A 14764-nucleotide genomic window follows, 5' to 3' on the forward strand; every position below is an offset into this window, starting at 1 on the left:
TATTATTTATTCAAAATGCTGATAAATTGTTCGGCTAATTTGTCTTCATATTCAAAATGAGGTTCATCTTCCAAAAAAGACTCATTCGGATTGTGAGTATGAAGTTTCCATTTTTTATTGTTGTATTCCAGAGCCGTCAGGTTTTCTATCCAATCCCCCGAATTCAAATAGGTTGTATTTCCTTTTTCGGTTTTTATCTCAGTGATTTTCGGCTCGTGAATGTGACCGCAAATTACATAATCGTAATGGTTTTCTATGGCCAATTCGGTACAAACATTTTCAAAATTAGTGATAAATTTCACCGCCGATTTTACGTTGTCTTTTATTTTTTTTGACAAAGAATAAGGTTCTTTGTTGCATTTGGCCAAAATCCAATTCAAAAAGCGATTGATTAAAATCAGCAGGTCATAACCCCAACCACCCAGTTTGGCTAACCATTTGGCATGATTGATGGATGCATCAAAAACATCACCATGAAAAATCCAAGCCTTTTTGCCATCTAAATTTAGGACCAGTTTGTTGAGCAGGCTTAAATTTCCAAGATGTAAATCGGTAAACTTTCTCAAGAACTCATCGTGGTTTCCGGTGAGGTAATAAATTTTGGTGCCTTTGGAACTCAACGAAATGATTTTCTTGATGACTTTGAGGTGCGAAGCCGGAAAATAAGACTTTCTGAATTGCCAAATGTCAATGATGTCGCCGTTCAGGATTAATGTTTTGGGCTTAACCGAAGACAAATAATCCAATAATTCCTTAGCATGGCAACCATAAGTTCCTAAATGAACATCGGAAATGACAACAACTTCTACTTTTCTTTTTTTCAAAATAAATGTGTTTGTCAAAGCAAGGAAATTTCGGCAACAGTAAGGTTACTTAAACATTAACAAAACTTTATTTGTGCTGACTTTTATTTCCGTAATTTTGGCAAAAAAATTAAAGTTTGTGGGCAGTAAGAATAAATTAAAACGATTTAAGGAAAACGAAACCTTTCAAAACGTTTTCCAACCAACCAGAGAAGAAGTAGTAGGCGGTCAATTTCCGCTAAAAGGCAAATGGAATAGTGATTTCTTCAAAAATGACCATCCGATCATCATCGAATTGGGTTGTGGTAAAGGCGAATATTCTGTGGGTTTGGCCGAACGTTATCCCGATAAAAACTTCATAGGCATCGATATCAAAGGGGCAAGATTTTGGCGTGGTGCCAAAACTGCGGTAGAAGACGGTATGCACAATGTGGCTTTTGTCCGCACACAAATCGAATTAATTGAAGGGATTTTTGCCGCTCATGAAGTGTCCGAAATCTGGATTACATTCCCTGATCCGCAAATCAAATACAAACGCACCAAGCACAGAATGACCAACAGTGATTTTTTGAAATTGTACAAAAGAATTTTGAAACCTGATGGTGTGGTGAACTTAAAAACCGACAGTGAATTTATGCACGGTTATACGCTTGGATTATTGCATGGTGAAGGGCACGAAGTGTTGTATGCCAACCACAATGTTTACAAAAATGAAGGCGCGCCGGATGAAGTAATTGGGATCCAAACATTTTACGAAAAACAATATTTGGAAATCAACAAAGCAATTACGTATATTCGTTTCAAAATCAAATAGATGACTTTTATTCTGCCTCTTGTCTTGGGTTTTTGCATTTCGTTTTTGGCGGTTGTACTTCCGGGTTTAATCAATATGACGGCAGCTAAAATCAGTTTGCAGGAGAGTAGAAATGAAGCGCTAAGTTTTGCGGCAGGTGCTTCAACCATCGTTTTTTTTCAGACTTTTATTGCCGTAATGTTCGCCCGGTTTATCAGTAATCACGATGAAATTGTAACGACGTTACAGGAAATAGGCATCTTTATTTTTTCTGGTTTGAGTATTTATTTTTTCTGGATTGCCAAAAAACCCAAAAAGCTTAAAGCAGACCGTATTGTCAAAGGAAAATCCAATCGTTTCTTTTTTGGAATGTTGTTGTCGATGATCAATTTAATCCCGATTCCGTTTTATGTCTTTGCCAGTATGGGTTTGGCAGCGGCGGGTTATTTCAGCTTTGATAAGATTCCGGTTTTTTCTTTTGTTATTGGCGTGGTTTTGGGTTCGTTCAGTGTTTTCTACCTCTATATCGTCGCCTTTAAAAAGATTGAAAAAAAGACCGAATTCCTGATGCAGAACATCAATATTGTCATGGGTTCAGTCACTACTTTTATGACGATTGTTACCCTAATTAAATTACTTTATCATTAATATGGAAGAGAATTTCTTTGAAAGAGTTTACGCCATTGCGCGCCAGATTCCGGAAGGAAAAGTCACTTCTTATGGCGCCATTGCCAAGGCTTTAGGCACCGCTCGTTCTGCACGAATGGTCGGTTGGGCCATGAACGCCTGTCACGGCAGGGATGATGTTCCGGCGCATAGAGTCGTGAATAGAATTGGAGTGCTTTCGGGGAAACACCATTTTGACGGAACCAACTTAATGCAGCAACTCCTCGAAAACGAAGGTGTAGAAGTCGTTGACAATCAAATTGTCAATTTTGAACAATATTTTTGGCAGCCTGAGATTAGTCAGCAGTAATCAGTAGCAGTAGGCAGTTATAAATTGTAATTATCCAACCATCAAAAACTTTTCCCTTTTCCCTTTTCTCTTTTAACTATTTTCAAGTTATCTTTGCAATCTAAAATCAGTTTAAATAAATATAACAAAAAACGGTAACCTTTTCAGGGTGAGCCGCAAACATACAAGATGAAATTAGACAGAAAAGAAATCTTATCGGCTTTAGAAACCATTTCGATAGCCGGTGAAGGAAAAAATATGGTCGAGAGCGGTGCCGTGAAAAACGTACTGACCTTTGGCAACGAAGTCGTAGTTGATTTAGTAATCTCAACGCCGGCGATGCACATCAAGAAACGTGCAGAAGACGACATCAAAAAATTAATCCACGAGAAATTCTCTCCTGATGCTGACGTAAAAGTGAACATCAAAGTAGAAACATCAACACAAAACCCTAACGAAATCAAAGGCAAAGCCATTCCGGGCATCAGCAATATCATTGCCGTAGCTTCAGGAAAAGGTGGCGTAGGAAAATCAACAGTGACTGCTAATTTAGCGGTGACTTTGGCCAAAATGGGTTTTAAAGTCGGAATCCTGGATGCCGATATTTACGGACCATCAATGCCGATTATGTTCGACGTGGAAAACGAAAAACCAATCTCGATTGAGGTTGATGGCAAATCCAAAATGAAACCAATCGAAAGCTACGAAATCAAATTGCTTTCCATCGGATTCTTTACTTCTCCGAGTCAGGCGGTGATTTGGCGTGGACCAATGGCTTCGAAAGCGTTGAACCAAATGATATTTGATGCCGCTTGGGGCGAATTGGATTTTATGCTTATCGATTTGCCACCGGGAACCGGAGACATTCACTTGTCCATTATGCAGTCTTTGCCAATCACTGGTGCGGTTGTCGTAAGTACACCACAAGCTGTGGCTTTGGCGGATGCCAAAAAAGGAGTATCGATGTTCTTGTCCGACAGTATCAATGTTCCGGTATTGGGAATCATAGAAAATATGGCCTATTTCACTCCGGAGGAACTGCCAAACAACAAATATTACATCTTCGGAAAAGAAGGTGCCAAAAACCTGGCGGAAGATTTACAAGTGCCTTTCCTAGGTGAAGTGCCATTGGTGCAAAGCATCCGCGAAGCAGGCGATTATGGCCGTCCGGCAGCCTTGCAAACCGCCTCGGTAATCGAAAGGGTTTTTGAGGAAATTACGCGAAATGTAGTGCAGGAAACGGTAAACAGAAACGAAAGTTTGCCACCAACCGAAGCAATCAAAATAACAACCATGGCGGGCTGTTCTGCCGTTAAAGGAAAATAAGATGACTAACGAAGAATTGATTTTAAACATTGAAAAAGCACTCGATGAAATCAGGCCATTCCTGAATTCGGATGGAGGTGATATCAGTTTGGTTTCTATTGAAGATGAGAAACATGTAAAAGTGCGTCTTCAGGGAGCCTGTACTTCATGTAGTTTGAGCATCAGCACTATGAAAGCCGGTGTCGAAACTACCATTAAGAAGTATGCACCACAAATAGAAACAGTAGAAAACGTTAATTAAAGATATGAAATTTAAAATCATCTTTGTAATCGTAATCATCTTGTGTTGTAATGATCTGTTTTCACAAATCAGCCGATATGAAAAAGGATATTTTATCGATAATAACAATAAAAAAACCGAATGCTTAATAAAGAATTTGGAATGGGACTTTAACCCAAAAGAATTTGAATATAAGACTGATGAGAATTCATCTTCAAATACGATGAAGCTTGATGACTTTCAGGAGTTTAGCGTAGGTGAAGAATATACATTCAAAAAGGTAACTGTTAAGATTGACAAGTCGAGTGATGCTATTGCCGATGCCTCCACGATAAAGGCTACAAATTTTGTTGACGATGTATTACTGCTCAGGGTTATTGTTGAAGGTAAAGCAACATTGTACAGCTACAAAACAGACAATTATTTACGATTTTTTTACAGTAAAGATGAAAATTTAATTCATCCGCTTTCTTATAAAGTTTATTATGATCAGCAAGCGGGAGATTATCGAACCAATAGAACTTACAGACAAGAGCTTTTGAATGATTTGAAATGTGAATCAATTACTCAAAATGAAATAGAGAGACTCGAGTATATTGAAACGAGCATGACAAAGCTTTTTATAAAATATAATGTTTGTTCGGGTGATGTGACCAAAAAAACTTCCGGGGCAAAGAAACACAATACCCTTGAGTTGTACGCTAAAGCCGGGATAGGAATTTCGGATTTTTATATAAATTATGACGGTCATACTGCAGATTTCTCAAAGAAAACGAGCTTAGAAGTAGCTGTTGAAAGTGAAATTAATTTTTCCGAAAAATTTAAAAGATGGTCAGCGCTTGTTGAAGTGGGTTATCAACAATATTCCAATTCGTATTATTTTGATTATGTGAATGATTATACTGCTGAACTGAATTACAAATCGGTTGATTTGTCTATCGGATTGCGCAGGTATTTTGGAATAGCCTCTAAATCGAATCTCTATCTAAGCGGTTATTTAACCTATAAGTTTGCTATGAATTCCACTTTAAATTACAGCAATGCAACCCAGGATTTGGATGTTGTTAATAGGATTTCTCAAGCAGCATTAGGATTGGGTTATGCCTATGACAAAAAATATATTTTAGAATTGCGATATGAAGTGGTTAATAATTTGTTCAAAAGCAGTAGTGCCAGATCCAAGTTCAGCACGGTCGGAATTATGTTAGCCTACAAATTTCTTTAGAAATAAAGGATTTAAATGATAAAAATCATGGTCTAAGACTTTGCAGCTTTGCAACTTTGGACTCTGAAACTTAGAACCTCAAAAAATGATTGAAACAGATATACTTATAATCGGTGCTGGGCCAACAGGACTTTTTACTGTTTTTGAAGCCGGATTATTAAAGCTTAAATGCCACATAATTGATGCTTTGCCACAACCCGGTGGACAGTTGGCAGAATTATATCCCAAAAAACCCATTTATGATATTCCGGGCTATCCCGAAGTATTGGCTGGTGATTTGGTGACCAATTTAATGGAACAAATCAAACAATTCCAACCCGGATTTACTTTAGGCGAAACAGCCGAAAACATAGACAAATTAGAAGACGGTACTTTTATTGTCACAACCAATAAAGGCACAAAGCACCATGCTAAAGCCATTGCAATTGCCGGCGGATTGGGAACCTTTGAACCGCGAAAACCTATCATTGAAGACATTGCTTTTTACGAAGAAAAAGGCGTAGAGTATTTTGTAAAAGATCCCGAATTATTCCGCGATAAGAAAATCGTGATTGCCGGCGGTGGTGATTCTGCGCTCGACTGGAGTATTTTCCTTTCCGATGTGGCTTCCTCCGTAACCTTGATCCACCGCAGGAATGAGTTCCGTGGTGCACTGGATTCGGTAGAAAAAGTACAGGAATTAAAACACTCAGGCAAAATAAAATTAATCACACCGGCAGAAGTTATCGGATTAAATGGTGCCGAACATTTGGAGTCTATTGACATAGATGAAAATGGTGCGCACCGAAACATTAAAACCGATTATTTTATTCCGCTTTTCGGATTGACACCAAAACTGGGCGCCATCGCCAATTGGGGATTGGAAATCGAAAAGAATGCGATTAAAGTCAACAACGCCTTAGATTATCAAACCAACATCGAAGGGATTTACGCCATTGGCGATGTGAATATTTATCCGGGCAAATTAAAATTGATCTTGTGTGGTTTCCACGAAGCGACTTTAATGTGCCAAAGCGTTTACAACCGATTGAATCCGGGGAAAAAGTATGTGTTGAAATATACCACGGTTTCCGGAATTGATGGATTCGACGGAACCAGAAAAGAAGCCGAAAAAGCAGTCGTTAAAGCCATAGATTAAATGCAGTTAAACCATCCTGAATTAGTTGACCTTTTAAAAAAAGCCTATTCTGCTGAGAAAGCAGCCGCTTTTGCTTATCAGGGCCATGCCGGTTCAGTGAAAGATAAGACGCAAAAGACAGCCATTCACCAAATCGAAATCGATGAATGGAACCACAGAAAAGAAGTACTGGAAATCATGAACGATTTTGGGATTTCCGTTTCCAAATGGTATGAGTTTAAGTTTCATCTCATCGGGAAAGTGATTTCGAGAAGTTGTTATGTCATCGGTTGGTTTATGCCATTCTATTTCGCCGGAAGATTGGAAAGCGGCAACGTTTGTGAATACTTCCGAATGATGCATTTCTTTAATTCATTAGGCATTACCAAATATAATCAAGTGTTGTATGAAATGGGCATCAAAGAAAAAGAACACGAAATCTACTTTTTGGATAAAATAAAAGACAGCAAACTGCTTCCTTTTTTTGAAAAGCTTTTTTCATGGGGAACAGGCAAAGGCTTTAATGATATCGACTTAGATAAAAAATACCCGGTAGAACAATCCAATCAATATTGCAAAAAATAAATTGACATGGCAAACGACGTTACCATAACCATCACTGACCGAGAAGGCATTGCTCACGAAGTGCAAGCACCAACCGATATGAACATGAATATCATGGAATTGGTTCGGGCCTATGAATTGGCGCCCGAAGGAACGATTGGGATTTGTGGCGGAATGGCGATGTGTGCTTCCTGTCAGTGTTATGTTCTCAATGATTTTCCGTTGCCCGAAAAAAGTGCCGATGAAGAGGCTATGCTTTGGGAAGCGTTTAATGTCAAGGATAATAGCCGTTTGGGTTGTCAAATCCACATCACCGAAGAACTTAACGGACTCGAAATAGAATTGGCTCCAGAGGCTTAATTACAATCCTAATTTAATTCTGGCGAAAGGCAAAATTCTTTCCACAAATTTAGTATAAGCGATAGTTGACGGATGCAAGCCATCTGTCGCTACCAATTCGGGTTGCGCCAATCCCAATCGCGTGATATCAGTGATGTTGATAAAAGTAATGCCGTTGGTTATACAATAATTTTCAGCAAAGGCATTATAAGTGTCCAGTTCTGCTGAAATAGCCGAAGGATTTCCTGTGCCTTGACCATAAGGCGTATAGGCATAATCGGGAATGGAAACGACTATCAGGTTGTTTTTGTCGCCTTTGCCTCGGGCTATCGCCGTTTCGACCAATTCCACAAATTCCTGTTCGTATAAACTAAAAGGTTTGTTTTGGTACTGATTGTTGACGCCAATTAAAAGTGTTACCAAATCATAATCATTCGCCAAAGGTTCGATGGCTATTGCTGATTTTAAATCGGTAGTCGTCCAGCCGGTTTGGGCAATTAGCTTGATGCTAAAAGTGTCTTCAAAATTCAAATAGTTAAGAACACTGTCTTTGAGTTGTTCGGGAAAACGGCAATCGACACAAACATTTTGACCATAAGTATAGCTGTCGCCTAAGGCCAGGTATTTGTAATTTACCGGCACCAAATCGCCATCATCAACGTCAGAATTACAACTGATGAACGATAAGATCAAACAGAACAAAAACAATATTTTAGCAATGTATTTCATAAGTCATTTTTAATACATGCATTTACGGTAAAGCAACTGCTTTAGGTTTAGACCAAGGCTAAATTGGCTTCAATTTTTTCTTCGATAGCATTCCAGAGTCCGATTCTTTTCTCCAACGCCAAAAAGGAAACTTCTTCCACTTCTTTCCATTTTTGGGTATCGTCCTGGCACAATTCGGTAATCATCTGCATCGCCATCGGACCGTGTTCATCGGCATCCAATTCGATGTGTCTTTCGAAATAGTAAATCAATTTAGTCAAATCTACATCGGGGAAATTCTGCTGGAAACTTTTCAGGATTTCGGTAAACATATTCGGAATCAGATCTTCTCTGCCAAAGGTAAACGCAGCCGCAATTTTGTGCACTTTTCCTTCTTCGATGACGCGGAAAGTAAAGTCGAGAAATGCTTTTACTTCGGGGTGTAAATCACTTTTTTTGATGGCAATAAAAACGTTTTTGGTTTCTACAACATTCTGCAGAAAAGCTTCCAATTCTGAGGTTGCCGCGCCACAACTTTGCATGGCTTCGACATACATTTCGAAATGGCTCAAACGCTTCCCGTCCAGAGTCAGATCGCTTTCTTCTGCCAAAACAATTTCGTTGATTAAATATCTCGTTTCCGGATTTGCTGAAGCAAACCAAGGCGTGGTCGTACAGGTTAATTTGCTTTGCAATGCCTTTAACAGCGACATAAAATCCCATACGGCATACACATGGTTTTCGAGGAATTTGCGCAAGTCGTCAATGGTTTTTACTTTTTCGTATAACGGATGTTGCAGTAAAATGTCTTTCTGTGGTTGTATTTTTTTATTGATAGTAGAGATTGTCATAGCTTTTTTTAGGGTATTTACGTATTGTGTCACTATTGTGTTTTTCAATACCTCACAAATGTAAAAATGCTTCCCGAAAAAGAGAAGCATTTTGTATCAATTTTATTTATTGTTTAATCTTTTTATTTGAAAGCCGGAATGCCTGTGATGTCCGCACCGGTAATCAACAAGTGAATATCGTGTGTTCCTTCATAAGTCAGTACACTTTCTAAGTTCATCATGTGACGCATGATTGAATATTCTCCGGTGATTCCCATTCCGCCTAAAATCTGACGGGCCTCGCGGGCGATTTCAACTGCCATGTTCACGTTGTTTCTTTTCGCCATTGAGATTTGCGCTGTAGTGGCTTTGCCTTCGTTTCTCAAAACACCCAATCTCCAGGTCAATAATTGTGCTTTGGTGATTTCGGTAATCATTTCGGCCAATTTCTTTTGTTGCAATTGCGTTCCCGCGATTGGTTTGTCAAATTGTACTCTTTCCTTAGCATAACGCAAAGCGGTGTCGTAACAATCCATGGCTGCACCGATAGCGCCCCAGGCGATTCCGTAACGAGCTGAATCCAAACACATCATTGGCGCACCAAGACCTGATTTGCCTGGCATCAAATTTTCTTTTGGCACTTTTACGTTGTCAAAAATCAATTCACCTGTGGCCGAAGCGCGAAGTGACCATTTGTTATGGGTTTCCGGTGTGGTGAAACCTTCCATGCCTCTTTCTACGATTAATCCGTGGATTCTTCCTGATTCATCTTTGGCCCAAACCACAGCAATGTCTGCAAATGGCGCATTGGAAATCCACATTTTGGCACCGTTCAACAAATAATGGTCGCCCATGTCTTTGAAGTTGGTTACCATGCCGCTTGGATTCGAACCAAAATCAGGTTCGGTCAATCCAAAACAGCCCATCATTTCACCTGTGGCTAATTTTGGCAAGTATTTTTGACGTTGTTCTTCCGTTCCGAATTTCCAGATAGGATACATTACCAAAGACGATTGTACTGATGATGTAGAACGCACACCCGAATCACCTCTTTCGATCTCCTGCATGATTAAACCATACGAAATTTGGTCTAAACCGGCACCGCCATATTCCTCCGGAATATAAGGTCCAAATCCGCCAATTTCGCCCAAACCTTTGATGATTTGTGTTGGGAATTCCGCGCGTTGTGCATATTCTTCGATGATTGGAGACACTTCGCGTTTCACCCACGCACGCGCTGAATCACGCACTAATTTGTGCTCTTCGGTTAGTAAATCATCCAATAAATAATAATCTGGAGCTTGAAATAAATCTGGTCGCATAGTCTTTAATTTGGTTTACGAAAACGTTTGCAAAGCTACATAATCTTAATCAAAAACTCAATTAACAATAGTTATAATTTTTGGAGCTTTTTCCAGCTATTCGCTCTATCTTTTTCAGAGAAAAAGGATGCCGCTACTATCTGGGCTAAGTTTAGTCGGCTTGAAATTAACGCTCGAGTTTTTGGAACTCTTCTTTTTTCGAAATCAAAAAACCGGTGGCTTCTAATATATCCTGATGCTGTGAAATGATTTTGGCTTTTGGGTCGGCTTCACAGAAGGAAATGAACAAACTTATTTCTTCTGGTTTGAGTTTGAGTTTTTGGGTATAAAAATTCGTATCAAAATGGGTAGTGAGATAATCTCTGAAGGAGATAGGAGGAAGTGGTTTTTGGGATTTGTCTTTGTCTTTGTTTTTGAATAATCCGATAATATCTTTTCCCAATCGTATGAAATCAACACCGTTTTCTATTTCACCGGTATAAACATTAGGCACTTTGAGTGTTCGGGCTTGTTTTTCCAATTTAATTTTATCCAAATCGGCTTGTTGTATGGTTATTTTCTGATTTTTTATCCCGACAATACCCACTTCGTCCAATTCAATCGGTTTTTTTTCCAAATAGAGAATGAGGTTTTTTTGGTCTAATAGTTCTTTTGTCAAAGCGATTCTTCGGTCGTTGTATTCTTTGGAGATAATGAAAAGGGTGTCCTTGATTTTAGCGTTAATGCTAAAATGACCATCCTTATCTGTAATCGTACTTTCCCTCGAATTGAGATTAACAATATCGATAGCAGACAATGCTTTTTCGCCAAATAGAATTTTACCGTGAATGATTTTTTCACTTTGGGCAAAGCCAATAGCACCATTAAAAAAGAATAAAAAAAAGAGGAAAAATGGCTTCAATACTAAAGGCGTTTAGGATATTGAGTTCTAAATTATAGAATTCAAATTCGCTTAGTAATAAAGAATTGTTAATTGTGATTTTTTTAAAACAGTAGGCGAAGCATTACATCTTCATGTAAAAATCTTTGGTCAGGGCAATGTAGTCTTCAGTGTATTGGTGTCTCGCGGTTTCGATGATGAGTTCGTCAATCGCGACTTTTTTAGTTTCAACAAATGAAAAAGCCAATAAACTGCGTTTGATTTCGGTAGTTGGCGTGCCTTTGACACGGGTAATCTTAAAAGGAAACAAATTGCATTCTTTAGCCAAAAAGATAAATTTTGCTTCTTCCTTATACGGAATGATGACCGAGAAGATTCCGTTTTCAGAAAGCAGGACTGAAGCCGCTTCGATCAAATCCTCAAAAGGCAAAGCGTCCTGAAAACGCGCCATATCTCTTTCTTCGCTTTCGGTTTTATAATCTTCGCTATAAAACGGCGGATTCGAAATAATCAAATCGTATTGCTGCGCCAGTTCGCTATCGCTCGGGTCGTCTTCGGGTTCTTCCATAAACTCATCCAAGCCGGCGTGATAGCAATACAATCGGTCAGACCAAGGCGAGTTTTCAAAATTGTCCACACATTGTTCGAATGCATTTTCGTCAATTTCGAGTGCGTCGATTTGTTCGGCATTACTTCTTTGAGCCAACATCAAAGCCAAAATTCCCGTTCCGGCGCCAATATCCAAGACCGAAAAAGGATGATTTTCTATTGATGTCCACGCGCCAAGCAAAACACCATCTGTGCCTACTTTCATGGCGCAACGGTCTTGTTTAACGGTAAATTTTTTGAATTGGAATTGAGACACCTTGGACTTCTTAGATTATTAGACTTCTTAAATTTTTTTCTAAAGCGAAGCGTTTCTAACAATCTAAAAGCGCAGCTTGTCCAAAAATCTATAAATACATTTCAACCAAGCCTTCCGGTAAATCCATCACGACTTTTTTATTTTCTCTGTCGATTTTCACCAAAAACTGATCAATCATGGGTACAAGAATTTCAACGGAACCATTTACGACTTCAAATAGAGGTTGGGCTGAAGTATCATTGATGGAAACTATTTTTCCAAAAACACCAAGGCGTTTGTCTTCAATTTCGAAACCAATTACTTCATGGAAATAGAATTTGTTGCCGGACAGTTTTGGCAACATCGATAAAGGAAGATAAATTTCGCAACCGATTAACTTATCCGCTTCTTCTTCGGAGTCAACATCTTCGAATTGTACGCGAAGAAAGTCATTTTTGTGCAGGGCACTATTTTCAATAAAAAATGGAACCAGATTTTTGTTGAATTCAACAAATACCGATTCCATATTTTCATATAACTCGGGTTCGTCAGTATCTAAATAGATCAGAACTTCCCCTTTGAAACTAAACTTTTTGGCAATTTTACCTAAATAGAAACAATCTTCTTTACGCATAATTGCCTGAAGTATTAAGCTTCTGTTTCTTCGCTGGTTTCCTCAGCAGCAGGTGCTTCTTCAGTAGCCGGAGCTTCTTCAGCAACAGCTTCCTCAGCAGCAGGAGTTTCCTCTACAGCTACTTCAGCAACAGTTTCTTCAACAGCAGGAGTTTCCTCAACAGCAGTTTCAGCAACAACTTCTTCAGCTGCCTCTTCAGCAACTTCTTCTACTTTTGCAGCTTCAACAGCGGCAGCAGCACGTTTGTCATTGGCTTCTTTTTCTGCTTTTAAAGCTTTAACTCTAGCAGCTTCTTGTGCTTTTGATAAACCTTCTTTTTTAGCGGTTACTTTACCTGCTTTTTCTTCTAACCATTTAGCCAATTTAGCATCAGCTTGCTCTTGCGTTAAAGCTCCTTTACGAACTCCTCCATCAAGGTGGTGTTTCATTAAGGCACCTTTGTAAGAAAGGATAGCTCTTGCAGTATCTGTTGGTTGAGCACCATTGTGTAACCATTGAACCGCTTGGTCAATGTTTAAATCAATAGTTGCAGGGTTTGTGTTTGGATTGTAAGTTCCTAATTTTTCTAGGTATTTACCATCTCTTTTTGATCTAGCATCAGCGGCTACGATCCAGTAAAAAGGTTTTTGTTTTTTACCGTGTCTTTGTAATCTAATTTTTACTGACATAATCTTTTTGATTAATTTGAGGTACTCGACCTCGGTTATTTAAGGGCGCAAAGATAGTTATTTTTTGCAAACAAACTAATTGAAAATTATATTTTTAGGGCTAAGTTCTTGTTATGTCTAATTTTAACGTTATTTTTTTCAAATTTAATTAGCATTTTTATATTAAAAAGTTATTTTTGTGGAGAAATACATTGAAAAAATGAAAAGATTTTTGTCCCTAATTTTAGTTGCGATAGCAATTTCCTCTTGTCAGGAAGACGTTAAATTTAATGATCCGGGTTTCCAGGGTTTAAAAGACGACATGCTCTGGACGGCCAATGACGCAAGAGCTTATGTTTCATCGACAGGTCGTTTATCGGTTGAAGCATTGACCGCTTATGAAACTTTAACATTGAATGCCAGTAGTGCCTATCCGGGGACTTATCTTTTGGGCACGACTAATCCGTATAATTTTGCTACGTTTTCATCTAACATCAATGATGTAGAGCTTGAATATGCTACAACGCCTATTTCCGGACCGGTTTACAATGTTGAGATAATCAATGGTGGAACAGGCTATACTTCAGATTGTGATCTTCAAACCAACGGGCAATATACCTGTGATTCTTCACACAATACAACCGGAGGTTCGGGTTCTGGATTGACAGTTGCTGTAGTGGCTAATAGCGCCGGTGTTGTCACTTCGGTTGTCAGGGTAACCGCAAGAGGTAATGATTATGTGCCTGGAGATGTTGTTACTGTTTCGTTAGGAAATGTTAATTGTCAACTTAGAGTATTAAGTACTCAGAACAGCAATGGAGAAATCTTAATTGAAGAATATGATCAGGTAAATATGACGGTAACAGGGAAGTTTAAATTCAATGCGACAAACACCAATAACAACCCTTTAGGAGGATCGATTTTGAATTTCCAATACGGGAAGTTTTATAAGATTCCAATTTATCCATCTCTTTAAGAATCAATTAATTTGCAATACATAAGCCATCTTCGGATGGCTTTTTTATTTATTTGTAATAAAGTCCGAATTTATAGCCGTTTACGTTTTATTTAGGTTACCTTTGTAGCTGAATTTTAAATATAAAATATGAACATTTTTGTTGGGAGTCTTCCGTTTAGTATTGACGAAGCAGATTTAAGAGAATCTTTCGGGGTTTATGGTACGGTTAATTCCGTAAAAATTATTACTGATAAATTTACTGGAAGAAGTAAAGGCTTTGGTTTTGTGGAAATGGAAAATGACACAGAAGCTGAAAAAGCAATTCAGGAATTAAATGGTGCTACTGTTGACGGTCGTACGATTGTAGTTAACAAATCAGAACCGAAACCGGAAGGCGAAAGAAGATCTTTTAACAACAACCGTTCAGGTGGTAGTGGTGGATATAATGGCGGTGGAAACTCACGTGGTGGCGGAAGCTACAGTGGTGGAAACAGCGGTGGAAATAGAGGAAGATACTAATCTACATTCTTTATAGATATTTAAAAAGCCAACTCATTTGAGTTGGCTTTTTTTGTTTTTTGTTGATAACTAAAATTGAT

19 protein-coding genes are annotated in these 14764 nt (G+C 38.6%); 11 read left to right on the top strand and 8 right to left on the bottom strand.

What is annotated here, in order from left to right; translation table 11 throughout:
* Positions 1–2: 2 nt before the first annotated feature.
* Positions 3–824 (bottom strand): UDP-2,3-diacylglucosamine diphosphatase, encoded by an 822-nt coding sequence (locus tag P1K33_RS09500; RefSeq protein ID WP_284652719.1) that lies wholly within the window; start codon positions 822–824, stop codon positions 3–5.
* Between the two features lie 118 nt (positions 825–942).
* On the opposite strand from P1K33_RS09500, the gene trmB reads away from it, so the two are divergent.
* From trmB to P1K33_RS09545, 9 genes are all read left to right on the top strand, one after another.
* Positions 943–1617: a tRNA (guanosine(46)-N7)-methyltransferase TrmB gene (gene trmB, locus P1K33_RS09505; protein ID WP_284652905.1), complete on the top strand. Its 675-nt coding sequence runs from the start codon at positions 943–945 to the stop codon at positions 1615–1617.
* Positions 1618–2244, top strand: coding sequence for a lysine transporter LysE (locus tag P1K33_RS09510; protein WP_284652720.1), 627 nt, complete (start codon positions 1618–1620; stop codon positions 2242–2244). It abuts the gene before it with no gap.
* A gap of 1 nt (position 2245) precedes the next feature.
* Positions 2246–2572: an MGMT family protein gene (locus tag P1K33_RS09515; protein ID WP_284652721.1), complete on the top strand. Its 327-nt coding sequence runs from the start codon at positions 2246–2248 to the stop codon at positions 2570–2572.
* Between the two features lie 168 nt (positions 2573–2740).
* Positions 2741–3877, top strand: a complete 1137-nt coding sequence (locus P1K33_RS09520; RefSeq protein ID WP_284652722.1) for an Mrp/NBP35 family ATP-binding protein — start codon at positions 2741–2743, stop codon at positions 3875–3877.
* Position 3878: 1 nt separating this feature from the next.
* The gene (locus P1K33_RS09525; protein ID WP_284652723.1) at positions 3879–4118 is read left to right on the top strand and encodes a NifU family protein; all 240 of its coding nucleotides are present in this window, start codon (positions 3879–3881) and stop codon (positions 4116–4118) included.
* Between the two features lie 4 nt (positions 4119–4122).
* The gene (locus P1K33_RS09530) at positions 4123–5322 is read left to right on the top strand and encodes a porin family protein (RefSeq protein ID WP_284652724.1); all 1200 of its coding nucleotides are present in this window, start codon (positions 4123–4125) and stop codon (positions 5320–5322) included.
* Between the two features lie 85 nt (positions 5323–5407).
* On the top strand, positions 5408–6460 hold the full coding sequence (locus tag P1K33_RS09535) for an NAD(P)/FAD-dependent oxidoreductase (RefSeq protein ID WP_284652725.1): 1053 nt from the start codon (positions 5408–5410) through the stop codon (positions 6458–6460).
* Positions 6461–7024, top strand: a complete 564-nt coding sequence (locus P1K33_RS09540) for a ferritin family protein (protein ID WP_284652726.1) — start codon at positions 6461–6463, stop codon at positions 7022–7024.
* Positions 7025–7030: 6 nt separating this feature from the next.
* Entirely contained in the window at positions 7031–7363 is a 333-nt protein-coding gene (locus P1K33_RS09545; protein WP_284652727.1) for a 2Fe-2S iron-sulfur cluster-binding family protein, read from the top strand.
* Here the strand turns inward: P1K33_RS09545 and P1K33_RS09550 are convergent, their stop codons facing one another.
* The 7 genes from P1K33_RS09550 to P1K33_RS09580 all read right to left on the bottom strand — a co-directional run bounded on the left by P1K33_RS09550 (position 7364) and on the right by P1K33_RS09580 (position 13228).
* Complete coding sequence (locus tag P1K33_RS09550; protein ID WP_284652728.1) at positions 7364–8071, bottom strand: SGNH/GDSL hydrolase family protein; 708 nt, start codon at positions 8069–8071, stop codon at positions 7364–7366.
* 47 nt (positions 8072–8118) lie between these two features.
* Positions 8119–8901 carry a DUF3050 domain-containing protein gene (locus P1K33_RS09555; protein ID WP_284652729.1) on the bottom strand — a complete coding sequence of 261 codons (783 nt, stop codon included), beginning with the start codon at positions 8899–8901 and terminating at the stop codon, positions 8119–8121.
* Positions 8902–9023: 122 nt separating this feature from the next.
* Positions 9024–10202: an acyl-CoA dehydrogenase family protein gene (locus P1K33_RS09560; RefSeq protein ID WP_284652730.1), complete on the bottom strand. Its 1179-nt coding sequence runs from the start codon at positions 10200–10202 to the stop codon at positions 9024–9026.
* A 166-nt stretch (positions 10203–10368) separates the two neighbouring features.
* Entirely contained in the window at positions 10369–11103 is a 735-nt protein-coding gene (locus P1K33_RS09565; RefSeq protein ID WP_284652731.1) for a BamP family beta-assembly machinery protein, read from the bottom strand.
* Between the two features lie 103 nt (positions 11104–11206).
* The gene (locus P1K33_RS09570; protein ID WP_284652732.1) at positions 11207–11896 is read right to left on the bottom strand and encodes a tRNA1(Val) (adenine(37)-N6)-methyltransferase; all 690 of its coding nucleotides are present in this window, start codon (positions 11894–11896) and stop codon (positions 11207–11209) included.
* A gap of 139 nt (positions 11897–12035) precedes the next feature.
* Complete coding sequence (gene rimM, locus P1K33_RS09575) at positions 12036–12560, bottom strand: ribosome maturation factor RimM (RefSeq protein WP_284652733.1); 525 nt, start codon at positions 12558–12560, stop codon at positions 12036–12038.
* Positions 12561–12574: 14 nt separating this feature from the next.
* Positions 12575–13228 (bottom strand): 30S ribosomal protein S16, encoded by a 654-nt coding sequence (locus P1K33_RS09580; protein WP_284652734.1) that lies wholly within the window; start codon positions 13226–13228, stop codon positions 12575–12577.
* Between the two features lie 199 nt (positions 13229–13427).
* On the opposite strand from P1K33_RS09580, the gene P1K33_RS09585 reads away from it, so the two are divergent.
* Positions 13428–14183: a DUF6252 domain-containing protein gene (locus P1K33_RS09585; protein WP_284652735.1), complete on the top strand. Its 756-nt coding sequence runs from the start codon at positions 13428–13430 to the stop codon at positions 14181–14183.
* A gap of 129 nt (positions 14184–14312) precedes the next feature.
* Positions 14313–14684: an RNA-binding regulator gene (gene rbp / locus P1K33_RS09590; protein WP_284652736.1), complete on the top strand. Its 372-nt coding sequence runs from the start codon at positions 14313–14315 to the stop codon at positions 14682–14684.
* The last annotated feature ends 80 nt before the right edge of the window (positions 14685–14764 follow it).

Source organism: Flavobacterium terrisoli, from assembly GCF_030167905.1.
Lineage (GTDB): Bacteria > Bacteroidota > Bacteroidia > Flavobacteriales > Flavobacteriaceae > Flavobacterium > Flavobacterium terrisoli.